The sequence below is a fragment of the Enterobacter sp. RHBSTW-00318 genome (genome assembly GCF_014101375.1).
In the GTDB taxonomy this organism is placed as follows: domain Bacteria; phylum Pseudomonadota; class Gammaproteobacteria; order Enterobacterales; family Enterobacteriaceae; genus Enterobacter; species Enterobacter ludwigii.
In genome coordinates, this window is sequence record NZ_JABXQH010000001.1 from 3,007,290 (window position 1) to 3,029,567 (window position 22,278).

The window sequence follows — 22,278 nt, forward strand, 5'->3', positions numbered from 1 at the left end:
GTGATGATGAACCCATTAATTATCAAACTCGGTGGTGTACTGCTGGACAGCGAAGAAGCGCTGGAGCGTCTTTTTACCGCGCTGGTGAACTATCGCGAATCACACCAACGTCCGCTGGTGATTGTGCACGGTGGCGGCTGCGTGGTTGATGAGCTGATGAAAGGGCTCAACCTGCCGGTGAAAAAGAAAAATGGCCTGCGCGTCACGCCTGCTGACCAGATTGACATTATAACCGGTGCCCTGGCGGGGACGGCGAACAAAACGCTGCTGGCGTGGGCGAAGAAACACCATATCGCCTCTGTCGGCCTGTGCCTGGGCGATGGTGACAGCGTAAAAGTGACCCAGCTCGACGAAGAGCTCGGACACGTTGGACTGGCACAGCCTGGTTCGCCTAAGCTGATTAACATGCTGCTGGAAGGAGGATTCCTGCCGGTGGTGAGCTCTATCGGGGTGACCGAAGAGGGCGAGCTGATGAACGTCAATGCAGACCAGGCGGCAACGGCTCTGGCGGCTACGCTGGGCGCGGACCTGATTCTGCTCTCTGACGTAAGCGGTATTCTCGACGGCAAAGGCCAGCGTATTGCGGAAATGACCGCAGCGAAAGCCGAACAGCTTATCGAGCAGGGCATTATTACCGACGGCATGATCGTCAAAGTCAATGCGGCGCTGGATGCCGCGCGTACGCTCGGACGTCCGGTGGACATCGCCTCCTGGCGCCACGCGGAGCAACTCCCGGCGTTGTTTAACGGCACGCCGATTGGCACGCGTATTCTGGCGTAAGCAATTTACCGATTCTGCAGGCCCGGTCAGCGCAGCGCAGCCGGGCAATGAAATTCAAAGATATTAAGGAAGCATGTTATGGCACTTTGGGGTGGGCGTTTTACACAGGCAGCGGATCAACGGTTCAAACAGTTCAACGACTCTTTGCGCTTCGACTACCGCCTGGCCGAGCAGGATATCGTCGGCTCTGTGGCCTGGTCCAAAGCGCTGGTCACCGTGGGCGTTCTGACCGCAGACGAACAGCTGCAGCTGGAAGAGGCGCTGAATAACCTGCTGGAAGAGGTGCGTCTGGACCCGCAGCAGATCCTCGCCAGCGATGCGGAAGATATTCACAGCTGGGTGGAAGGGAAACTCATCGATAAAGTCGGCCAGCTGGGTAAAAAACTGCATACCGGGCGTAGCCGTAACGACCAGGTCGCGACTGATCTGAAATTGTGGTGTAAAGATACCGTTGGTGAACTGCTGGCAGCCAACCGTCAGCTGCAGGGCGCGCTGGTGGAAACCGCGCAGAACAACCAGGACGCGGTGATGCCGGGTTATACCCACCTGCAGCGCGCGCAGCCGGTAACCTTTGCGCACTGGTGTCTGGCCTACGTTGAGATGCTGGCGCGTGATGAAAGCCGTCTGCAGGATACCCTGAAGCGTCTGGACGTGAGCCCGCTGGGCAGCGGTGCGCTGGCAGGGACGGCCTATGAAATCGACCGTGATCAGCTGGCAGGCTGGCTGGGCTTTGCTTCAGCCACCCGTAACAGCCTGGACAGCGTCTCTGACCGTGATCACGTGCTGGAGCTGCTTTCCAATGCGTCTATCGGCATGGTGCATCTGTCGCGTTTTGCCGAAGACCTGATTTTCTTCAACTCCGGTGAAGCCGGGTTTGTTGAGCTGTCTGACCGCGTGACGTCAGGCTCCTCCCTGATGCCACAGAAGAAAAACCCGGATGCGCTGGAGCTTATCCGCGGTAAGTGTGGCCGTGTGCAGGGCGCGCTGACCGGCATGATGATGACCCTGAAAGGGCTGCCGCTGGCGTATAACAAAGATATGCAGGAAGACAAAGAAGGGCTGTTCGACGCGCTCGATACTTGGCTGGACTGCCTGCATATGGGCGCGCTGGTGCTGGATGGCATTCAGGTGAAACGCCCGCGTTGTCAGGAAGCGGCGCAGCAGGGCTATGCAAACTCGACCGAGCTTGCCGATTACCTGGTGGCGAAAGGCGTACCGTTCCGTGAAGCGCACCATATTGTCGGTGAAGCGGTGGTTGAAGCCATTCGTCAGGGTAAGGCACTGGAAGCGTTGCCGCTGACCGACCTGCAGAAATTCAGTGCGGTTATCGGTGATGATGTGTATCCGATTCTGGCGTTGCAGTCTTGTCTGGATAAGCGTGCAGCGAAAGGCGGCGTGTCACCGAAGCAGGTCGCGCAGGCGATTGCGGATGCGAAAAACCGGCTGGTTTGATGAGTGCGGGCTGGTGCCCTCACCCCGCCCTCTCCCACGGGGAGAGGGAGTAAACACTAAAAATGGCAACTTCGGTTGCCATTTTGCTTTTATCCCCGGCCTTTTTTACGCAAAAAAAAGCGGACCACGGGGTCCGCAAAAGTTCACGTTGGCTTTAGTTGTTCGAGTTTTGAGAGAAACTCGCTGACGGTGCGGGGACGTCAAGGGTCAAACACGTGCCGCCTCGTCTATGTGGTGTATTATTCAACAGAATGCTTGATAGGGATAATCGTTCGTTGCTATGCTATCTATCGCCATGAACTATCGTGGCGACGGAGGATGAATAATGAATATTCGTGATCTTGAATACCTGGTAGCGCTAGCCGAGCACCGCCATTTTCGCCGCGCGGCAGATTCCTGCCACGTCAGCCAGCCTACCCTGAGCGGCCAGATCCGCAAGCTGGAAGACGAGCTGGGCGTGATGCTGCTGGAGCGCACCAGTCGTAAGGTACTGTTCACCCAGGCAGGTCTGCTGCTGGTGGATCAGGCGCGCACCGTGCTGCGCGAGGTCAAAGTGCTCAAGGAAATGGCAAGCCAGCAGGGGGAGGCGATGTCCGGCCCGTTGCATATTGGCCTGATCCCAACCGTTGGCCCGTACCTGTTGCCGCACATCATTCCAATGCTGCATCAGACGTTCCCGAAACTCGAAATGTATCTGCATGAAGCGCAAACCCATCAGCTGCTGGCGCAGTTAGACAGCGGCAAGCTCGACTGTGCCATTCTGGCGCTGGTCAAAGAGAGCGAAGCTTTTATCGAAGTGCCGCTGTTTGATGAGCCCATGATGCTGGCGATCTATGAAGATCACCCGTGGGCGAACCGCGATCGCGTGCCGATGGCCGATCTGGCCGGTGAAAAACTGCTGATGCTGGAAGATGGTCACTGCCTGCGCGATCAGGCGATGGGATTCTGCTTCGAAGCGGGTGCTGACGAGGATACCCATTTCCGCGCAACCAGCCTTGAAACGCTGCGTAATATGGTGGCGGCGGGCAGTGGGATCACATTGCTGCCGGCACTGGCCGTGCCGCGCGAACGTAAACGTGACGGCGTGGTTTATCTGCCATGCATTAAACCAGAGCCACGTCGTACCATTGGTCTGGTTTATCGTCCGGGTTCACCGCTGCGCAGCCGCTATGAGCAGCTGGCAGAGGCCATCCGTGGTTCGATGGATGGCCATTTTGACAATGCGTTAAAACAGGCGGTTTAAACCGTTCAGTGCCGCGACCCGATAGGCTTCCGCCATGGTCGGGTAGTTGAAGGTGGTGTTAACGAAGTACTCGATGGTGTTACCACCACCTTTTTGCTCCATGATCGCCTGGCCGATATGAATAATCTCTGCCGCGCGTTCACCAAAGCAGTGAATACCGAGGATCTCTTTCGTCTCGCGATGGAACAGGATCTTCAGCGTACCCACGCTCATTCCCACGATTTGTGCCCTCGCCAGATGTTTAAACTGCGCGCGACCCACCTCGTAAGGCACCTTCATTGACGTCAGCTGCTGCTCGGTTTTCCCGACGGAGCTGATTTCCGGGATGGTATAAATACCTGTCGGAATATCTTCGATAAGATGTGCCGTCGCTTCGCCTTTCACCAGCGCCTGCGCCGCGATGCGTCCCTGATCGTATGCTGCAGAAGCCAGGCTTGGATAACCGATAACATCACCGACGGCATACACATGCGGCAGGGCTGTCTGGTACATGCTGTTCACCTTCAGCTGACCGCGGCTGTCGGTTTCGAGCCCGATATTTTCCAGAGCCAGAGAATCAGTGTTACCGGTACGGCCGTTGGCGTACAGCAGGCAGTCTGCTTTCAGCTTCTTGCCCGATTTCAGATGCATGATCACACCGTCGTCGCAGCCTTCAATTTTCTCGTACTCTTCGTTGTGGCGAATCACCACGCCGCTGTTCCAGAAGTGGTAAGAGAGCGAGTCTGACATTTCCTGATCGAGGAAGGCCAGCAGGCGGTCGCGGGTGTTGATCAGGTCAACTTTCACGTCCATACCCCGGAAGATCGACGCATATTCGCAGCCAATCACCCCTGCGCCATAGATAATCACATGACGCGGTTCGTGGTGCAGGCTCAGGATGGAGTCGCTGTCATAAATGCGCGGGTGGGAGAAGTCCACGTCTGCCGGATGGTACGGGCGTGAACCACAGGCGATGACAAATTTTTCCGCCGTGATGGTTTCGACCGACCCGTCGTGGCATTCGAGTGCCAGGGTGTGTTCATCAACAAAGTGCGCATTGCCCTGCAAAATTTCACAGTGGTTACGCTCATAAAACCCCTGGCGCATCCGCGTCTGCTGGTTAATAACGGTATCCGCATGATTCAGGATGTCAGCAAAGGAGGAACGAAGAAGTCGGGAGTGGTCGCTGTAAAGAGGGTTCTGGTTAAATTCAATAATGCGGCTAACGGCATGGCGGAGGGCTTTGGAAGGGATGGTGCCCCAATGGGTGCAACCGCCGCCAACGTTATGGTAGCGCTCTATCACCGCTACTCTGGCTCCCTGTTTCACCAGTCCCATAGCAGCGCCTTCGCCGCCGGGGCCGGAACCTATCACAATTGCGTCGTAATCGTAGGAATGTGGCATGGTAAGGCTTACCTGTTCTTATACATAAAAGCAACAGAATCATAACATCATTGCCCGAGTAACCCAATTATCGTTGTGCTTTTTTCCGGCAGTGGAGCACAAACCGTACGTAAACAATCATTCACAAACCCAGGCAAACAGATTAATTTTATTCTCTGGTATAGTGCCATCAGGCCTTTGGAAGGATTCAACTATCGTGATGGGCGTAAGAGCACAACAAAAAGAGAAAACCCGGCGTTCGCTGGTGGAAGCCGCATTCAGTCAACTGAGTGCCGAGCGTAGTTTTGCCAGTTTAAGCCTGCGTGAAGTTGCGCGCGAGGCCGGGATTGCGCCAACGTCCTTCTATCGTCATTTCCGTGATGTGGATGAGCTGGGTCTGACCATGGTCGACGAGAGCGGGCTGATGCTGCGTCAGCTTATGCGCCAGGCGCGGCAGCGTATCGCTAAAGGGGGGAGCGTGATCCGCACCTCTGTGTCGACCTTTATGGAATTTATTGGCAATAACCCCAACGCGTTTCGCCTGCTGTTGCGGGAACGTTCCGGAACATCAGCCGCGTTCCGTGCCGCTGTGGCGCGTGAAATTCAGCATTTTATCGCGGAACTTGCCGACTATCTTGAACTCGAAAACCATATGCCGCGTGCGTTCACTGAAGCACAGGCTGAGGCGATGGTGACGATTGTTTTCAGCGCGGGTGCCGAAGCGCTGGATGTCAGCATCGAACAACGCAAGCAGCTCGAAGAGCGACTGGTATTACAGCTCAGGATGATCTCCAAAGGCGCGTACTACTGGTATCGCCGTGAACAAGAGAAACTGGCACATCAAACCGAAGAGTGAAGGTGAGTAATGAAACAGTCAGGTCAGGATAAGGGTACGCTGTTGCTGGCATTGATCGCTGGCTTATCAATTAATGGCACGTTTGCGGCTGTGTTCAGCTCGATCGTTCCATTTTCTATTTTCCCGCTCATTGCGCTGGTGCTGACGGTGTACTGTCTGCATCAGCGTTACCTGAACCGCACCATGCCGGTCGGGTTGCCTGGGCTGGCCGCGGCCTGCTTTATTCTTGGCGTGTTGCTGTATAGCACCGTGGTGCGTGCAGAGTATCCGGATATCGGTTCTAACTTCCTGCCGGCGGTACTTTCTGTGGCACTGGTGTTCTGGATTGGCTCGCGCATGCGTAGCCGCAAGCACGAGCTGCCGGAGTAAGAGAGTGTGATGGCAGGCAGGTTGACCTGCCTGCCATCACGTTACTTCGCGGTAAGAAGTACGCCGCACTCCATATGGTGCGTATACGGGAACTGATCGAAGAGAGCCAGACGTTCAACATTGTGCGTCTGGCTTAATGTTTCGAGGTTCTTGCACAGCGTTTCCGGGTTACAGGATATGTACAAAATACGCGGGTACGCCTGCACCATCTTCTCGGTTTCGCTGTCCAGGCCACTGCGCGGCGGATCGACAAAAATCGTCTCACACTGGTAACTCTTCAGATCGATCCCCTCCAGGCGATTAAACTGGCGTACGCCATTCATGGCCTGCGTGAACTCTTCTGCAGACATACGAATGATCTGCACATTGTCGATGTGATTGGCGGCAATGTTGTACTGTGCAGCGGCAACGGACGGCTTGGCAATCTCCGTCGCCAGGACGCGCTCAAAGTTACGCGCCAGCGCCAGGGAGAAGTTGCCGTTCCCGCAGTACAGCTCTAGCAGATCGCCCTTTGACCCTTCGGTCGCCTTCAGCGCCCAGTCCAGCATCTGTACGTTCATTGCTGCGTTTGGCTGGGTAAAGCTGTTCTCAACCTGGCGGTACACCATCTCTTTTCCCGCCACCGACAGACGTTCGTCGATGAAATCCTGATCCAGCATGATTTTGGTTTTTGTTGCACGACCAATCAGGTGAACATTGATGTTCTGCGCGCGCAGGGCATCGCGCAGCGCTTCTGCCTGCTCGCGCCATTCGTCATTCAGCGCTTTGTGATACAGCAGAGAGACGATCGCCTGGTTGCTTTGTGTGGTCAGATAATCAATCTGGAACAGCTTGTGGCGCAGCACAGGGTTGTTGCGTACGCCGTCGATCATCAGCGTCATGAGCTGGTTGATGAGTTCACTCGCCGCCGGGAAACTGTCCACCCGAATGCGGGACTTCGTCTGCTGATCGAAAATGATGTGGTACAGGTCGTCAACGTCGTGCCAGATGCGGAATTCCGCACGCATGCGGTAGTGGCTAACGGGCGAGCGGAACACCTCAGGAACGGGCGCGTTGAAAGGCGTCATCATACTTTGCAGGCGGACAACTTTCTCTGCCAGCTGTGCGTCGTACTGTTCTGTTGGGAGGTGTTCGGGGGTCATGATGCGTCCTGAGTGATAAAGAATTACGCGGGGATTGTAGGGATTGTGCAGTGGATGTCCAGATTTAATGGCCAATAGCTATCTGGACATCTATACGTGTCTAATTGTAGCATTCTGTTTCCGGTCTCCTGAGAGTGAAAAGGGAATCCAGTGAAAATCTGGAGCTGACGCGCAGCGGTAAAGACTGGCGGGATGAGAATTGTAGACACTGTGAAAATGGGAAGTCTTCATCCGCAAAACGCCACCTAGCCCGAAGACCTGCCGGGATCACGTCGCATTTGGTTTCGTCATCGCGTGCTATAGATGAAGCCTGCGGCATCCTTCTTATATTGTGGATGCTTTAACAATGATTAAAAAAGTATCGCTGTTGACGGCGTTGTCCGTCACGGCATTTTCGGGCTGGGCGCAGGATAGCGCCGACTCGTTGGTGGTGACAGCAAACCGTTTTGAGCAACCTGTTAATACCGTTTTTGCACCAACGTCTGTGGTGACGCGCGAGGATATTGATCGCTGGCAGGCAAACACCGTCATTGACGTTATGCGTCGCTTGCCTGGCGTGGATACCGCCCAAAACGGCGGAATGGGGCAACTTTCCTCTCTTTTTATTCGGGGAACTAATTCCAGTCATGTTCTTATTCTTGTCGACGGGATCCGTCTTAACCAGGCTGGGGTAACGGGGTCGTCCGATCTCAGCCAATTCCCGATCGCCCTGGTGCAGCGCATTGAATATATTCGCGGGCCACGCTCTGCAGTCTATGGTTCTGATGCGATTGGTGGCGTAGTGAACATTATTACTACCCGCGCAAAGGACGGCACGACGTTGAATGCGGGCGTAGGCTCGCATGGCTACCAAAATTACGGCGGCAGCACCCAGCAAACCCTGGGTGACAGCACACGCGTGACGCTGGCGGGTGATTATACCTATACCAAAGGCTTTGACGTGGTTGCGGATGGCAACAACGGTGGTCTGGCTCAGACCGATCGTGACGGCTTTATGAATAAAACCCTCTACGGTGCGCTGGAGCATGCTTTCTCTGATCAGTGGAGCGGGTTCGTTCGCGGCTATGGCTACAGCAACCGTACCGCCTATGACGGCTATTACAGTTCATTTACGCCTGATGTTTTGGTTGATACTCGCCAGCTCTATAGCCAGACCTGGGACGCTGGACTGCGCTTTAATAATGACATCGTCCATTCACAACTTCTCACCAGCTATAGCCACAGCAAAGATTATAACTACGACCCGCATCTGGGACGTTATGATTCCAATGCCACGCTGGATGAGATCAAACAGTACAACGTGCAGTGGACCAACTCCGTTGAGGTGGGCCATGGCAATATTGGCGCAGGTGTCGACTGGCAGAAGCAGAGCACCGAACCAGGAACAAGCTATGTCACAAACGGCTATGACCTGCGTAACACCGGCGTCTACCTGACTGCGCTGCAGCAGTTTGGCGACTTTACCCTGGAAGGGGCAGCGCGTAGCGACGATAACTCTCAGTTTGGTCGCCATGGCACCTGGCAGAGCAGTGCGGGCTGGGAGTTCATTGAAGGTTATCGATTCATTGCCTCGTATGGCACTGCCTATAAAGCACCCAACCTCGGGCAGTTGTATGGTTTCTATGGCAACGACCATCTTGATCCTGAGGAGAGTAAACAGTGGGAAGGCGCGTTCGAAGGCCTGACGGCTGGCGTAAACTGGCGCGTATCGGCCTATCGCAATGACGTTGATAACCTGATCGACTTTAATAACAACCTTCAGGAATACTACAACGTAGGCAAGGCGCGTATTAAAGGGGTTGAAGCCACAGCGTCCTTTGATACAGGTCCACTGACTCATACGGTCGGTTACGATTACGTGGATGCACGCAATGCGGTAACAAACCAGCTATTGGATCGCCGGGCTAAGCAGCAGGTGAAGTATCAGCTTGATACGCAGGTCTATGAATTCGACTGGAGCCTGACTTACCACTACCTGGGAACACGTTACGACACTGACTTTGGTACCTACCCGTCTGAAAAGGTGAAAATGGGCGGCGTAAGCCTGTGGGATGTCGCAGTTTCATATCCTGTCACCTCTCACCTTACAGTTCGTGGTAAAATAGCCAACCTGTTCGACAAAGATTACGAGACAGTTTATGGCTACCAAACTGCAGGACGGGAATACACCTTGTCTGGCAGCTACACCTTCTAATCCGCGTCCCACCGTGCTGGTATTTGATTCCGGCGTCGGTGGGCTTTCGGTCTATGATGAGATCCGACATCTGCTGCCGGATCTCCATTACATTTACGCCTTTGATAACGTCGCGTTCCCGTATGGGGAAAAGAGTGAAGACTTTATTGTTGAGCGTGTGGTTGAAATCGTCACCGCGGTACAAAAGCGTTATCCCCTCTCGCTGGCGGTCATCGCCTGTAACACGGCCAGTACAGTATCGCTTCCTGCATTGCGCGAAAAATTCCAGTTCCCGGTTGTGGGCGTTGTTCCTGCAATAAAGCCTGCCGCGCGTCTGACGGCAAACGGCATTGTTGGTTTACTGGCAACGCGAGGCACGGTGAAGCGACCTTATACGCGCGAGTTAATCGACCGCTTTGCCAACGAATGCCAGATTGCGATGCTCGGTTCGGCGGAACTGGTCGAGATCGCCGAAGCGAAGCTGCACGGAAAGGCAGTGCCGCTCGAAGAGTTGCGCCGTATTCTCCGCCCGTGGCTGCGGATGCCGGAGCCACCGGACACCGTTGTGCTGGGGTGCACCCATTTCCCTCTATTACAGGAAGAGTTATTAGAAGTTCTGCCTGAGGGCACGCGGCTGGTGGATTCGGGGGCGGCTATAGCCCGACGTACGGCCTGGTTGCTGGAACATGAAGCTCCGGATGCAAAATCTGCCGATGCAAACATCGCTTTTTGTATGGCCATCACTAATGAGACCGAGCAACTTTTGCCCGTTTTACGCCGTTATGGCTTTGAAACGCTCGAAAAACTGGCGCTGTAGCACGATTTTGAGCAAAAAAGAGACGGTTGAACGTTTTTTTTAAAAGAGGGGTTGTCAACGTCTGAGAACTCCCTATAATGCGCCTCCACTGACACGGAACAACGGCTTGCAAGCCGCCGGGTTAGCGGGGTTCAGAGATGAACACCAACAGAGAAAAGCAAAAATAAATGCTTGACTCTGAATGAGGAAAGCGTAATATACGCCACCTCGCGACGGTGAGCTGTAAGCCGCGTCGCAACTGCTCTTTAACAATTTATCAGACAATCTGTGTGGGCACTCAAAGTGACATGGATTCTTAATGTCTTCGGACACTAAATGAATACCAAAGTCTCTGAGTGAACATACGTAATTCATTACGAAGTTTAATTCACGAGCATCAAACTTAAATTGAAGAGTTTGATCATGGCTCAGATTGAACGCTGGCGGCAGGCCTAACACATGCAAGTCGAACGGTAGCACAGAGAGCTTGCTCTCGGGTGACGAGTGGCGGACGGGTGAGTAATGTCTGGGAAACTGCCTGATGGAGGGGGATAACTACTGGAAACGGTAGCTAATACCGCATAACGTCGCAAGACCAAAGAGGGGGACCTTCGGGCCTCTTGCCATCAGATGTGCCCAGATGGGATTAGCTAGTAGGTGGGGTAACGGCTCACCTAGGCGACGATCCCTAGCTGGTCTGAGAGGATGACCAGCCACACTGGAACTGAGACACGGTCCAGACTCCTACGGGAGGCAGCAGTGGGGAATATTGCACAATGGGCGCAAGCCTGATGCAGCCATGCCGCGTGTATGAAGAAGGCCTTCGGGTTGTAAAGTACTTTCAGCGGGGAGGAAGGTGTTGTGGTTAATAACCGCAGCAATTGACGTTACCCGCAGAAGAAGCACCGGCTAACTCCGTGCCAGCAGCCGCGGTAATACGGAGGGTGCAAGCGTTAATCGGAATTACTGGGCGTAAAGCGCACGCAGGCGGTCTGTCAAGTCGGATGTGAAATCCCCGGGCTCAACCTGGGAACTGCATTCGAAACTGGCAGGCTAGAGTCTTGTAGAGGGGGGTAGAATTCCAGGTGTAGCGGTGAAATGCGTAGAGATCTGGAGGAATACCGGTGGCGAAGGCGGCCCCCTGGACAAAGACTGACGCTCAGGTGCGAAAGCGTGGGGAGCAAACAGGATTAGATACCCTGGTAGTCCACGCCGTAAACGATGTCGACTTGGAGGTTGTGCCCTTGAGGCGTGGCTTCCGGAGCTAACGCGTTAAGTCGACCGCCTGGGGAGTACGGCCGCAAGGTTAAAACTCAAATGAATTGACGGGGGCCCGCACAAGCGGTGGAGCATGTGGTTTAATTCGATGCAACGCGAAGAACCTTACCTACTCTTGACATCCAGAGAACTTTCCAGAGATGGATTGGTGCCTTCGGGAACTCTGAGACAGGTGCTGCATGGCTGTCGTCAGCTCGTGTTGTGAAATGTTGGGTTAAGTCCCGCAACGAGCGCAACCCTTATCCTTTGTTGCCAGCGGTCCGGCCGGGAACTCAAAGGAGACTGCCAGTGATAAACTGGAGGAAGGTGGGGATGACGTCAAGTCATCATGGCCCTTACGAGTAGGGCTACACACGTGCTACAATGGCGCATACAAAGAGAAGCGAACTCGCGAGAGCAAGCGGACCTCATAAAGTGCGTCGTAGTCCGGATTGGAGTCTGCAACTCGACTCCATGAAGTCGGAATCGCTAGTAATCGTAGATCAGAATGCTACGGTGAATACGTTCCCGGGCCTTGTACACACCGCCCGTCACACCATGGGAGTGGGTTGCAAAAGAAGTAGGTAGCTTAACCTTCGGGAGGGCGCTTACCACTTTGTGATTCATGACTGGGGTGAAGTCGTAACAAGGTAACCGTAGGGGAACCTGCGGTTGGATCACCTCCTTACCTTAAAGAACCTGCCTTTGTAGTGCTCACACAGATTGTCTGATGAAAAACAGCAGTAAAAAACCTCTACAGGCTTGTAGCTCAGGTGGTTAGAGCGCACCCCTGATAAGGGTGAGGTCGGTGGTTCAAGTCCACTCAGGCCTACCAAATCTGTCATGCAGATTTGAAGAGGTTGGTCATACGATGGGGCTATAGCTCAGCTGGGAGAGCGCCTGCTTTGCACGCAGGAGGTCTGCGGTTCGATCCCGCATAGCTCCACCATCTTTTACTGCGAAAACAAGAAAACTTCAGAGTGAACCTGAAAAGGTGCACTGCGAAGTTTTGCTCTTTAAAAATCTGGATCAAGCTGAAAATTGAAACGACACACATGTTATGTGTGTTCGAGTCTCTCAAATTTTCGCAAACCGGTGATGAATCGAAAGAAACATCTTCGGGTTGTGAGGTTAAGCGACTAAGCGTACACGGTGGATGCCCTGGCAGTCAGAGGCGATGAAGGACGTGCTAATCTGCGAAAAGCGCCGGCGAGGTGATATGAACCTTTGACCCGGCGATGTCCGAATGGGGAAACCCAGTGTGTTCCGACACACTATCGTTAACTGAATACATAGGTTAACGAGGCGAACCGGGGGAACTGAAACATCTAAGTACCCCGAGGAAAAGAAATCAACCGAGATTCCCCCAGTAGCGGCGAGCGAACGGGGAGCAGCCCAGAGTCTGAATCAGCTTGTGTGTTAGTGGAAGCGTCTGGAAAGTCGCACGGTACAGGGTGACAGTCCCGTACACGAAAGCACACAGGCTGTGAACTCGAAGAGTAGGGCGGGACACGTGGTATCCTGTCTGAATATGGGGGGACCATCCTCCAAGGCTAAATACTCCTGACTGACCGATAGTGAACCAGTACCGTGAGGGAAAGGCGAAAAGAACCCCGGCGAGGGGAGTGAAAAAGAACCTGAAACCGTGTACGTACAAGCAGTGGGAGCCTCTTTTATGGGGTGACTGCGTACCTTTTGTATAATGGGTCAGCGACTTATATTCTGTAGCAAGGTTAACCGTATAGGGGAGCCGAAGGGAAACCGAGTCTTAACTGGGCGTTAAGTTGCAGGGTATAGACCCGAAACCCGGTGATCTAGCCATGGGCAGGTTGAAGGTTGGGTAACACTAACTGGAGGACCGAACCGACTAATGTTGAAAAATTAGCGGATGACTTGTGGCTGGGGGTGAAAGGCCAATCAAACCGGGAGATAGCTGGTTCTCCCCGAAAGCTATTTAGGTAGCGCCTCGTGAACTCATCTTCGGGGGTAGAGCACTGTTTCGGCTAGGGGGCCATCCCGGCTTACCAACCCGATGCAAACTACGAATACCGAAGAATGTTATCACGGGAGACACACGGCGGGTGCTAACGTCCGTCGTGAAGAGGGAAACAACCCAGACCGCCAGCTAAGGTCCCAAAGTCATGGTTAAGTGGGAAACGATGTGGGAAGGCACAGACAGCCAGGATGTTGGCTTAGAAGCAGCCATCATTTAAAGAAAGCGTAATAGCTCACTGGTCGAGTCGGCCTGCGCGGAAGATGTAACGGGGCTAAACCATGCACCGAAGCTGCGGCAGCGACACTATGTGTTGTTGGGTAGGGGAGCGTTCTGTAAGCCGTTGAAGGTGTCCTGTGAGGGGTGCTGGAGGTATCAGAAGTGCGAATGCTGACATAAGTAACGATAAAGCGGGTGAAAAGCCCGCTCGCCGGAAGACCAAGGGTTCCTGTCCAACGTTAATCGGGGCAGGGTGAGTCGACCCCTAAGGCGAGGCCGAAAGGCGTAGTCGATGGGAAACAGGTTAATATTCCTGTACTTGGTGTTACTGCGAAGGGGGGACGGAGAAGGCTATGTTAGCCGGGCGACGGTTGTCCCGGTTTAAGCATGTAGGCGGAGGTTCCAGGTAAATCCGGTTCCTTGTTAACGCTGAGGTGTGATGACGAGGCACTACGGTGCTGAAGTAACAAATGCCCTGCTTCCAGGAAAAGCCTCTAAGCATCAGGTAACATCAAATCGTACCCCAAACCGACACAGGTGGTCAGGTAGAGAATACCAAGGCGCTTGAGAGAACTCGGGTGAAGGAACTAGGCAAAATGGTGCCGTAACTTCGGGAGAAGGCACGCTGATATGTAGGTGAAGCCCCTGCGGGTGGAGCTGAAATCAGTCGAAGATACCAGCTGGCTGCAACTGTTTATTAAAAACACAGCACTGTGCAAACACGAAAGTGGACGTATACGGTGTGACGCCTGCCCGGTGCCGGAAGGTTAATTGATGGGGTTAGCGGTAACGCGAAGCTCTTGATCGAAGCCCCGGTAAACGGCGGCCGTAACTATAACGGTCCTAAGGTAGCGAAATTCCTTGTCGGGTAAGTTCCGACCTGCACGAATGGCGTAATGATGGCCAGGCTGTCTCCACCCGAGACTCAGTGAAATTGAACTCGCTGTGAAGATGCAGTGTACCCGCGGCAAGACGGAAAGACCCCGTGAACCTTTACTATAGCTTGACACTGAACACTGGTCCTTGATGTGTAGGATAGGTGGGAGGCTTTGAAGCGTGGACGCCAGTCTGCGTGGAGCCAACCTTGAAATACCACCCTTTAATGGCTGGTGTTCTAACGTAGACCCGTAATCCGGGTTGCGGACAGTGTCTGGTGGGTAGTTTGACTGGGGCGGTCTCCTCCCAAAGAGTAACGGAGGAGCACGAAGGTTAGCTAATCCTGGTCGGACATCAGGAGGTTAGTGCAATGGCATAAGCTAGCTTGACTGCGAGAGTGACGGCTCGAGCAGGTGCGAAAGCAGGTCATAGTGATCCGGTGGTTCTGAATGGAAGGGCCATCGCTCAACGGATAAAAGGTACTCCGGGGATAACAGGCTGATACCGCCCAAGAGTTCATATCGACGGCGGTGTTTGGCACCTCGATGTCGGCTCATCACATCCTGGGGCTGAAGTAGGTCCCAAGGGTATGGCTGTTCGCCATTTAAAGTGGTACGCGAGCTGGGTTTAGAACGTCGTGAGACAGTTCGGTCCCTATCTGCCGTGGGCGCTGGAGAATTGAGGGGGGCTGCTCCTAGTACGAGAGGACCGGAGTGGACGCATCACTGGTGTTCGGGTTGTCATGCCAATGGCACTGCCCGGTAGCTAAATGCGGAAGAGATAAGTGCTGAAAGCATCTAAGCACGAAACTTGCCCCGAGATGAGTTCTCCCTGAGACTTTAAGTCTCCTGAAGGAACGTTGAAGACTACGACGTTGATAGGTCGGGTGTGTAAGCGCAGCGATGCGTTGAGCTAACCGATACTAATGAACCGTGAGGCTTAACCTTACAACGCCGAAGGTGTTTTGGCGATGAGAGACGATTTTCAGCTGATACAGATTACAGAATTTGCCTGGCGGCTTTAGCGCGGTGGTCCCACCTGACCCCATGCCGAACTCAGAAGTGAAACGCCGTAGCGCCGATGGTAGTGTGGGGTCTCCCCATGTGAGAGTAGGGAACTGCCAGGCATCAAATTACGTAGTAAGCCGGTGCATAAATCCGGTGGTTACAGCAGTCTTCGGTGGAGCGGTAGTTCAGTCGGTTAGAATACCTGCCTGTCACGCAGGGGGTCGCGGGTTCGAGTCCCGTCCGTTCCGCCACTTATTAAGACATTAAGCCTGCCTACCCGACAGGCTTAATGGCAAAAGACTTTAGGGGCGTAGCTCAGTTGGTAGAGCACCGGTCTCCAAAACCGGGTGTCGCGAGTTCGAGTCTCTCCGCCCCTGCCATATATAATCCTTTGCTTCGGCAAAGGATTTTTTTTGCCTGAAAGACGCCGAGTCCCCTCTTCAGACGTTGCAGCCAGCATTTCTGCTGGCGCATGCATCAATCCATAATATTAATTTTTAGAAGATCTTTTATCTGCGATTGCTTATCGCTGTTCTGGAGCCAGATGGCATACAGCGGTCTGGAAAGCGTGGTGGAGTCCACAACGGTATGCAACCCGGGTTTCGTGTCTGCCCAGCGAACAGGTAACCAGGTGCACCCCTTCAGCAAGGAGAGCTGCTGACAGGCGATCTCCGCAGAGCTGGTTGTTAACTGTGGCACATCATCCGGAGCAATCAATCCCGCCTCGTGTTGCTGGAAATCTGGCCCCCACTCCAGACGCAGATAGGTCAGGTCGGCTTTCATCATTGAAGGCTCGGAGGCATAAAGCGCAAGGCCAAACTGGCCAACAATCTGGCTGCTAAATTCGTCCATTTTGGGGGCTTCGGTCGTGATCAGAAGATCCAGCTGGCGCTCGTGCAGTTGCTTAACGAGCGACTGACGTTGCGCAATCCGCGCTTCAAATTGCAAATGGTTGTGGGAAGGGTAGAGCCGGGTAAGCCACTGACTGAGCATACATTCCCACAACGATGCGCTGGCCCCAATGGAGAACTCGTTATGCCTCGAGGTGTGCGCAACCTCTTTACGTGCCGCCTGCCAGGTGTTCATCAGGGTCTCTGCATACGGCAGCAGTTTTTCACCGGCTGGCGTGAGGCGTATGTTGTTGCGGTGGCGGGTAAAAAGATTCACACCCAGTTGATTTTCCAGCTGTCGAATACGAAAACTGACCGCTGACTGCGTCAGGTAAAGGGCTTCCGCTGCTCGCCCAAAGTGGCGCGTTCTGCTCACTTCCAGGAAAGTTTTTAGCAATTCCGTATCCACATCTTTCTCCGCAAAATAATTTGTCGTTATGATTTAAATGTTTTGTTTTACACTCTGTCAAGCGTAACTAATACTCCGCGCCATAAATAGCTCGGCCAAAGAATTAGGAGCGTGTAGGATGGCGGAAAGCTTTACGACGACTAATCGTTTTTTCGACAATAAAAATTATCCACGCGGGTTCTCTCGTCACGGCGATTTCACCATCAAAGAGGCGCAGATGCTTGAGCGTCATGGTTATGCCTTTAACGAGCTGGATCTGGGTAAACGTGAGCCTGCAACTGAAGACGAAAAACAGTTTGTCGCAGTCTGCCGTGGCGAGCGTGAGCCACAGTCTGAAGCAGAACGTGTATGGATCAAGTATATGGCACGCATTAAGCGTCCAAAGCGTTTCCATACGCTGTCTGGCGGTAAGCCGCAGATGGAAGGTGCTGAAGACTACACTGAGTCTGACGACTAACAAGAAAAGGGGCTGTGGCCCCTTTTTTTATGCCAGTAACTTTTGCAGGTGCAGGAGCAAGCGATCGATCGCACGATAGCTTAACGCTTCCTGCAGATGCCGCCTCTCAATGTCAGGGCACTTTTCCACATCGGCGATGGTGCGGGCGACTTTTATAAGACGCTGCCATGCGCGAATGGAAAGCCCAAAGCGCGTCAACGTATCCTCCAGCCAGCATGAATCTTCAGTCTTAAGAGGACAAAACTGCCGAATCTCAGCGTTATCCAGACGGGCATTCAGCTTATGTTGACGCATATACTGCCGGGCCTGCGCGGCGATAACCCGCTCGCGAACCTCCACCGTACTCTCTCCTCTGGCGCTGCTCTGGCTGAGCAGGCCGGGAGGAGGCAAGGGGATTTCCAGCGACAAATCGAAACGATCCAGGAAAGGACCAGATAACTTCCCCAGGTAGCGTAGCGTCTGTTCAGGCGTGGAGCGATTGTGGTTTCCCTGATAATGGCCCGATGGGCTGGGGTTCATTGCCGCTACCAGCTGGAACCGCGCGGGATAGCTTATTTTGGCGCGTGCACGGGAGATATGGATCTCACCCGATTCGATGGGCTCCCTCAGCGCATCCAGAACGCGGCGTTCAAATTCAGGCAGTTCATCCAGAAACAGGATGCCGTTGTGCGCCAGAGAGATCTCTCCCGGCCCTGGTATGGTGCCACCGCCGACCATGGCCGCCAGTGAGGCACTGTGGTGCGGAGAGCGAAACGGGCGACGTCGCCACTGTTTTTGCAATGACACGGAACTCACCAGACTAAATATCGCCGCGCTTTCCAGCGCTTCATGGTTATTAAGTGGAGGCAGTAAACCATTCAACCTGCTCGCCAGCATCGTTTTTCCTGTACCCGGTGGGCCAATCAGCAACAGGTTATGTCCGCCGGCAGCGGTGATCTCCAGCGCCCGCTTCCCCTGCTCCTGGCCGTAAATATCGCTCAGATCGTCCGGGCTTTCTGCCAGGGGATCGCCTGATTCTTCCGGCTCTGACAGCACATGTCGCCCCTCAAGATACGCGCACACTTCCTGTAAATGCCCGGCTAGCAGACATCCTCTCTCGGCTATCAGGCTCACTTCTGCACCATTTTCATTGGCAACAATGATTTGTCGACCAGCGCGAATGGCCTCCAGCGCACCCGAGATGGCACCAGGAACGCCCCTCAGCGCGCCTGTGAGCGCCAGTTCACCGATGAACTCATATGCGCCTAGTCTGCTGCTGTTAAGCTGCTCAGAGGCGGCGAGGAGCGCTATAGCGATAGGTAAATCATATCGCCCTCCCTCTTTAGGCAAGTCTGCAGGCGCAAGGTTGATGGTGATTTTCTTTGCCGGAAAGGTATAACCGCTATTAATAATCGCACTGCGCACCCGATCTCTGGCTTCCTTTACCGTGGTCTCCGGCAATCCAACCAGCGTCAGCCCGGGCAGCCCGTTGCTGAGATGAACTTCTACCGAAATAAGCGGTGCTTTTACTCCAATGGCCGCTCGGGTATAAACAACTGACAGTGACATAAGCACCTCCTCAGGAGATGACTATGCCCGTGACCGATATGCATGTTTAGCAACATTTAGCGGATTTACGCATCCTCTTCCGAGGTTTTAACGTCAAGATGTAACCTTTTCTTTTCTGTGGAACCCTGCTCGCAAAAAAATGAACAGGCGACATGCCGCTCTGTCCGTGCTGAAAAAATGAAAAATATTCACTATCTAATTTCTCCATATAAAACAATACGTTCAGAAAATATGATTCGCAGACTAACGAAACCAGCCATAAATAAATCTTGTGTTTGATTTAAAAACTGTGATACCTCTTTAGGTATTCCTTCGAACAAGATGCAAAAAGAACTGAAAATGACAGCCCTTCTACGAGTGATTAGCCTGGTCGTGATTAGCGTGGTGGTGATTATTATCCCACCGTGCGGGGCTGCACTTGGACGAGGAAAGGCTTAGAAATCAAGCCTTAACGAACTAAGACCCCCGCACCGAAAGGTCCGGGGGTTTTTTTATGACTAAAAAACTTACACGAGGAGCAGAGAATGACTAATAGCACAAAATTCTGTTTCTCCCGATTTATGACGGGGAACTAACTATGAATGGTGCACAGTGGGTAGTACATGCGTTGCGCGCACAGGGAGTCGACACTGTCTTCGGTTATCCGGGGGGCGCAATAATGCCGATTTACGATGCATTGTATGACGGCGGCGTGGAACACCTCTTGTGCCGACACGAGCAGGGCGCAGCGATGGCCGCCATTGGCTATGCACGTGCCACCGGTAAAACCGGTGTCTGCATGGCAACCTCAGGGCCGGGCGCCACAAACCTGATCACCGGCCTGGCGGATGCACTGCTTGATTCCGTTCCCGTTGTCGCCATCACCGGTCAGGTGGCCTCGCCCCTCATTGGTACTGATGCCTTCCAGGAAGTGGACGTGCTCGGCTTGTCACTGGCCTGCACTAAACACAGCTTCCTCGTTCAGTCTCTGGAAGAGCTGCCGCGTGTGATGGCAGAGGCGTTTGAGGTGGCAAACTCTGGTCGTCCTGGACCGGTTCTGGTTGATATCCCGAAAGATATCCAGGTTGCTCTCGGCGATCTGGAACCGCACTTCTCCACCGTTGAAAGCGACGATGCATTCCCGCACGCCGCGGTGGAAGAGGCGCGGCAGATGATTGCCCATGCTAAACAACCGATGTTGTACGTAGGGGGTGGGGTTGGTATGGCACAGGCCGTTCCCGCCCTGCGCGAATTCATCGCGGTTACGCAAATGCCCGCCACCTGTACGTTGAAAGGTCTTGGCGCGGTAGATGCGAACTATCCGTACTATCTGGGCATGCTGGGGATGCACGGTACCAAAGCGGCGAACCTGGCCGTGCAGGCGTGTGACTTGCTGATCGCCGTAGGTGCCCGTTTTGATGATCGTGTCACCGGCAAGCTGAATACCTTCGCGCCGAATGCCAACGTGATCCACATGGATATCGACCCGGCGGAGATGAACAAACTGCGTCAGGCGCATGTGGCCCTGCAGGGCAATCTCAACGCGTTATTACCGGCTTTACAGCAGCCTCTGAAAATCGACGCATGGCGTCAGCACACCGCCGATATGCGCGTTGAACATACCTGGCGTTACGACCATCCTGGTGACGCCATCTATGCGCCACTGCTGTTAAAGCAATTGTCCGACCGTAAACCGGCAGACTGTGTGGTCACGACGGATGTAGGCCAACACCAGATGTGGTCAGCACAGCACATGACTTACACGCGCCCGGAAAACTTCATTACCTCCAGCGGCTTGGGGACGATGGGCTTCGGTCTCCCTGCCGCGGTAGGGGCGCAGGTTGCCCGCCCGAACGATACGGTTATCTGTATCTCCGGTGACGGCTCTTTCATGATGAACGTTCAGGAGCTGGGCACCGTTAAGCGCAAGCAGTTACCGTTGAAAATCGTCTTGCTCGATAACCAGCGTTTAGGAATGGTTCGTCAGTGGCAACAGCTGTTTTTCCAGGAACGCTACAGTGAGACTACCCTGACGGATAACCCCGATTTCCTCATTCTGGCCAGCGCCTTTGGTATCCCTGGCCAGCACATCACCCGTAAAGACCAGGTTGAAGCGGCACTCGACACCATGCTGTCAAGCGAAGGGCCGTACCTGCTTCATGTCTCAATCGACGAGCTTGAGAATGTCTGGCCGTTGGTACCGCCAGGTGCCAGTAACTCACAAATGCTGGAGAAATTATCATGATGCAACATCAGGTCGCCGTGCAGGCTCGCTTCAATCCAGAGACATTAGAACGCGTTTTGCGTGTGGTACGTCACCGTGGCTTTCAGATTTGCTCTATGAATATGGAGACGGCCACTGATGCTCAAAATATCAGTATCGAATTAACCGTTGCCAGCCCGCGGTCGGTCGACTTACTGTTTAGTCAGTTAACAAAACTGGTAGACGTTGCACATGTTGCCATCTGCCAGAGCACAACCACATCACAACAGATCCGTGCTTAAGCGCGACAGGAAGAGAAAATGACGACAAAAAAAGCTGATTACATTTGGTTCAATGGTGAGATGGTTCGCTGGGAGGACGCGAAAGTCCACGTTATGTCCCACGCGCTGCATTACGGTACCTCTGTCTTCGAAGGCATCCGTTGCTACGACTCACACAAAGGGCCAGTGGTGTTCCGTCATCGCGAACACATGCAGCGTCTGCATGACTCAGCCAAAATTTATCGTTTCCCGGTTTCTCAGAGCGTGGATGAGCTGATGGAAGCCTGCCGCGACGTGATTCGTAAGAACAACCTCACCAGTGCCTATATTCGTCCGCTGGTGTTTGTAGGTGATGTGGGCATGGGCGTGAACCCGCCAGCCGGTTATACCACCGATGTGATCATTGCTGCGTTCCCGTGGGGTGCTTATCTGGGGGCTGAAGCCCTGGAGCAGGGGATCGACGCAATGGTTTCTTCCTGGAACCGCGTGGCACCAAACACGATCCCGACGGCGGCAAAAGCGGGCGGTAACTACCTCTCCTCACTGCTGGTCGGTAGCGAAGCGCGCCGTCACGGTTATCAGGAAGGTATCGCGCTGGACGTGAATGGCTATATCTCTGAAGGTGCAGGTGAAAACCTGTTCGAAGTGAAAGACGGCATCCTGTTTACGCCGCCATTTACCTCTTCCGCTCTGCCGGGCATTACCCGTGACGCCATCATCAAGCTGGCAAAAGATTTGGGTATCGAAGTCCGTGAGCAGGTCCTGTCCCGCGAATCCCTGTACCTGGCCGATGAAGTGTTCATGTCCGGTACCGCGGCGGAAATTACGCCGGTTCGTAGCGTAGACGGTATTCAGGTTGGTGCTGGCCGCTGTGGTCCGGTCACCAAACGTATTCAGCAAGCCTTCTTTGGCCTCTTCACCGGTGAAACGGAAGATAAATACGGCTGGCTGGATCAGGTTAATCAATAAGCATAAATATGGGACGG

General features: G+C 53.9%; 17 protein-coding genes, 4 tRNA genes, 3 rRNA genes and 1 riboswitch. Of the genes, 20 read left to right on the forward strand and 4 right to left on the reverse strand.

From position 1 onward, the window contains the following. The first annotated feature begins 3 nt into the window (after nt 1–3). The 3 genes from argB (at nt 4) to oxyR (ending at nt 3,475) form a co-directional block, all read left to right on the forward strand. Nucleotides 4–780, forward strand: coding sequence for an acetylglutamate kinase (gene argB, locus HV157_RS14905; RefSeq protein WP_086462987.1), 777 nt, complete (start codon nt 4–6; stop codon nt 778–780). 78 nt (nt 781–858) lie between these two features. Further along, on the forward strand, nt 859–2,232 hold the full coding sequence (gene argH / locus HV157_RS14910; protein ID WP_014172177.1) for an argininosuccinate lyase: 1,374 nt from the start codon (nt 859–861) through the stop codon (nt 2,230–2,232). 325 nt (nt 2,233–2,557) lie between these two features. Continuing rightward, nucleotides 2,558–3,475: a DNA-binding transcriptional regulator OxyR gene (oxyR, locus tag HV157_RS14915; RefSeq protein WP_014172176.1), complete on the forward strand. Its 918-nt coding sequence runs from the start codon at nt 2,558–2,560 to the stop codon at nt 3,473–3,475. On the opposite strand, the gene sthA is transcribed toward oxyR, so the two are convergent. Further along, the gene (sthA, locus tag HV157_RS14920) at nt 3,458–4,858 is read right to left on the reverse strand and encodes a Si-specific NAD(P)(+) transhydrogenase (RefSeq protein ID WP_014172175.1); all 1,401 of its coding nucleotides are present in this window, start codon (nt 4,856–4,858) and stop codon (nt 3,458–3,460) included. The genes oxyR and sthA overlap by 18 nt on opposite strands. A 196-nt stretch (nt 4,859–5,054) precedes the next feature. Between sthA and fabR the strand changes: the two genes are divergently transcribed. Together fabR and HV157_RS14930 are read left to right on the forward strand one after the other, a co-directional pair. Next, nucleotides 5,055–5,693, forward strand: a complete 639-nt coding sequence (gene fabR, locus HV157_RS14925) for an HTH-type transcriptional repressor FabR (protein ID WP_008501784.1) — start codon at nt 5,055–5,057, stop codon at nt 5,691–5,693. Between the two features lie 9 nt (nt 5,694–5,702). Continuing rightward, nucleotides 5,703–6,062, forward strand: a complete 360-nt coding sequence (locus HV157_RS14930) for a YijD family membrane protein (RefSeq protein ID WP_020883939.1) — start codon at nt 5,703–5,705, stop codon at nt 6,060–6,062. A gap of 41 nt (nt 6,063–6,103) precedes the next feature. On the opposite strand, the gene trmA is transcribed toward HV157_RS14930, so the two are convergent. After that, on the reverse strand, nt 6,104–7,204 hold the full coding sequence (gene trmA, locus HV157_RS14935) for a tRNA (uridine(54)-C5)-methyltransferase TrmA (RefSeq protein WP_182269172.1): 1,101 nt from the start codon (nt 7,202–7,204) through the stop codon (nt 6,104–6,106). Nucleotides 7,205–7,308: 104 nt separating this feature from the next. Beyond that, a riboswitch (cobalamin riboswitch) is annotated at nt 7,309–7,485 on the forward strand. 65 nt (nt 7,486–7,550) lie between these two features. Here trmA and btuB point away from each other — a divergent pair. From btuB to HV157_RS14980, 9 genes are all read left to right on the forward strand, one after another. Beyond that, a complete protein-coding gene (btuB, locus tag HV157_RS14940; protein ID WP_182269173.1) occupies nt 7,551–9,398 on the forward strand; it encodes a TonB-dependent vitamin B12 receptor BtuB in 1,848 nt (615 codons plus the stop codon). Beyond that, entirely contained in the window at nt 9,343–10,194 is an 852-nt protein-coding gene (gene murI, locus HV157_RS14945; RefSeq protein WP_020883936.1) for a glutamate racemase, read from the forward strand. The genes btuB and murI overlap by 56 nt, the downstream gene beginning before the upstream one ends. A 384-nt stretch (nt 10,195–10,578) precedes the next feature. Beyond that, nucleotides 10,579–12,118 (forward strand): 16S ribosomal RNA (locus HV157_RS14950). A 70-nt stretch (nt 12,119–12,188) separates the two neighbouring features. Beyond that, a tRNA-Ile gene (locus HV157_RS14955) sits at nt 12,189–12,265 on the forward strand. Nucleotides 12,266–12,303: 38 nt separating this feature from the next. Next, a tRNA-Ala gene (locus HV157_RS14960) sits at nt 12,304–12,379 on the forward strand. 180 nt (nt 12,380–12,559) lie between these two features. Next, nucleotides 12,560–15,465: ribosomal RNA gene (locus HV157_RS14965) — 23S ribosomal RNA — on the forward strand. A 63-nt stretch (nt 15,466–15,528) separates the two neighbouring features. After that, nucleotides 15,529–15,644, forward strand: a 5S ribosomal RNA gene (gene rrf, locus HV157_RS14970). The 16S, 23S and 5S rRNA genes sit together here with 4 tRNA genes alongside, the layout of an rRNA operon. 55 nt (nt 15,645–15,699) lie before the next feature. Continuing rightward, nucleotides 15,700–15,776, forward strand: a tRNA-Asp gene (locus HV157_RS14975). A gap of 53 nt (nt 15,777–15,829) precedes the next feature. Beyond that, nucleotides 15,830–15,905: transfer RNA gene (locus tag HV157_RS14980), tRNA-Trp, on the forward strand. Nucleotides 15,906–16,002: 97 nt separating this feature from the next. On the opposite strand, the gene hdfR is transcribed toward HV157_RS14980, so the two are convergent. Then, a complete protein-coding gene (gene hdfR / locus HV157_RS14985) occupies nt 16,003–16,824 on the reverse strand; it encodes an HTH-type transcriptional regulator HdfR (RefSeq protein WP_014172169.1) in 822 nt (273 codons plus the stop codon). A 118-nt stretch (nt 16,825–16,942) separates the two neighbouring features. On the opposite strand from hdfR, the gene HV157_RS14990 reads away from it, so the two are divergent. Next, nucleotides 16,943–17,281: a DUF413 domain-containing protein gene (locus tag HV157_RS14990; RefSeq protein WP_014172168.1), complete on the forward strand. Its 339-nt coding sequence runs from the start codon at nt 16,943–16,945 to the stop codon at nt 17,279–17,281. 27 nt (nt 17,282–17,308) lie between these two features. Here HV157_RS14990 and HV157_RS14995 read toward each other — a convergent pair whose 3' ends face one another. Continuing rightward, nucleotides 17,309–18,829, reverse strand: a complete 1,521-nt coding sequence (locus tag HV157_RS14995; protein ID WP_182268672.1) for a YifB family Mg chelatase-like AAA ATPase — start codon at nt 18,827–18,829, stop codon at nt 17,309–17,311. Between the two features lie 339 nt (nt 18,830–19,168). Here HV157_RS14995 and ilvL point away from each other — a divergent pair, with 339 nt between their 5' ends. The 5 genes from ilvL to ilvE all read left to right on the forward strand — a co-directional run bounded on the left by ilvL (nt 19,169) and on the right by ilvE (nt 22,261). Beyond that, the gene (gene ilvL, locus HV157_RS15000) at nt 19,169–19,267 is read left to right on the forward strand and encodes an ilv operon leader peptide (RefSeq protein ID WP_001311244.1); all 99 of its coding nucleotides are present in this window, start codon (nt 19,169–19,171) and stop codon (nt 19,265–19,267) included. 86 nt (nt 19,268–19,353) lie between these two features. Continuing rightward, nucleotides 19,354–19,404, forward strand: a complete 51-nt coding sequence (ilvX, locus tag HV157_RS15005) for a peptide IlvX (RefSeq protein ID WP_102046757.1) — start codon at nt 19,354–19,356, stop codon at nt 19,402–19,404. A gap of 2 nt (nt 19,405–19,406) precedes the next feature. After that, entirely contained in the window at nt 19,407–21,053 is a 1,647-nt protein-coding gene (ilvG, locus tag HV157_RS15010; protein ID WP_182268673.1) for an acetolactate synthase 2 catalytic subunit, read from the forward strand. Next, entirely contained in the window at nt 21,050–21,313 is a 264-nt protein-coding gene (gene ilvM / locus HV157_RS15015) for an acetolactate synthase 2 small subunit (protein ID WP_014172166.1), read from the forward strand. The genes ilvG and ilvM overlap by 4 nt, the downstream gene beginning before the upstream one ends. Before the next feature lie 18 nt (nt 21,314–21,331). Then, nucleotides 21,332–22,261, forward strand: coding sequence for a branched-chain-amino-acid transaminase (ilvE, locus tag HV157_RS15020; RefSeq protein WP_025202772.1), 930 nt, complete (start codon nt 21,332–21,334; stop codon nt 22,259–22,261). Nucleotides 22,262–22,278 lie beyond the last annotated feature (17 nt).

Excerpts from the sequence above, each read along its gene's own strand:
- HV157_RS14930 (WP_020883939.1), top strand. The coding sequence starts at position 5,703 with ATGAAACAGTCAGGTCAGGATAAGGGTACGCTGTTGCTGGCATTGATC.
- HV157_RS14990 (WP_014172168.1), top strand. The coding sequence starts at position 16,943 with ATGGCGGAAAGCTTTACGACGACTAATCGTTTTTTCGACAATAAAAAT.
- argH (WP_014172177.1), top strand. The coding sequence starts at position 859 with ATGGCACTTTGGGGTGGGCGTTTTACACAGGCAGCGGATCAACGGTTC.
- HV157_RS14995 (WP_182268672.1), bottom strand. The coding sequence starts at position 18,829 with ATGTCACTGTCAGTTGTTTATACCCGAGCGGCCATTGGAGTAAAAGCA.
- ilvL (WP_001311244.1), top strand. The coding sequence starts at position 19,169 with ATGACAGCCCTTCTACGAGTGATTAGCCTGGTCGTGATTAGCGTGGTG.
- btuB (WP_182269173.1), top strand. The coding sequence starts at position 7,551 with ATGATTAAAAAAGTATCGCTGTTGACGGCGTTGTCCGTCACGGCATTT.
- ilvG (WP_182268673.1), top strand. The coding sequence starts at position 19,407 with ATGAATGGTGCACAGTGGGTAGTACATGCGTTGCGCGCACAGGGAGTC.
- murI (WP_020883936.1), top strand. The coding sequence starts at position 9,343 with ATGGCTACCAAACTGCAGGACGGGAATACACCTTGTCTGGCAGCTACA.
- argB (WP_086462987.1), top strand. The coding sequence starts at position 4 with ATGATGAACCCATTAATTATCAAACTCGGTGGTGTACTGCTGGACAGC.
- sthA (WP_014172175.1), bottom strand. The coding sequence starts at position 4,858 with ATGCCACATTCCTACGATTACGACGCAATTGTGATAGGTTCCGGCCCC.
- trmA (WP_182269172.1), bottom strand. The coding sequence starts at position 7,204 with ATGACCCCCGAACACCTCCCAACAGAACAGTACGACGCACAGCTGGCA.
- ilvM (WP_014172166.1), top strand. The coding sequence starts at position 21,050 with ATGATGCAACATCAGGTCGCCGTGCAGGCTCGCTTCAATCCAGAGACA.
- oxyR (WP_014172176.1), top strand. The coding sequence starts at position 2,558 with ATGAATATTCGTGATCTTGAATACCTGGTAGCGCTAGCCGAGCACCGC.
- ilvE (WP_025202772.1), top strand. The coding sequence starts at position 21,332 with ATGACGACAAAAAAAGCTGATTACATTTGGTTCAATGGTGAGATGGTT.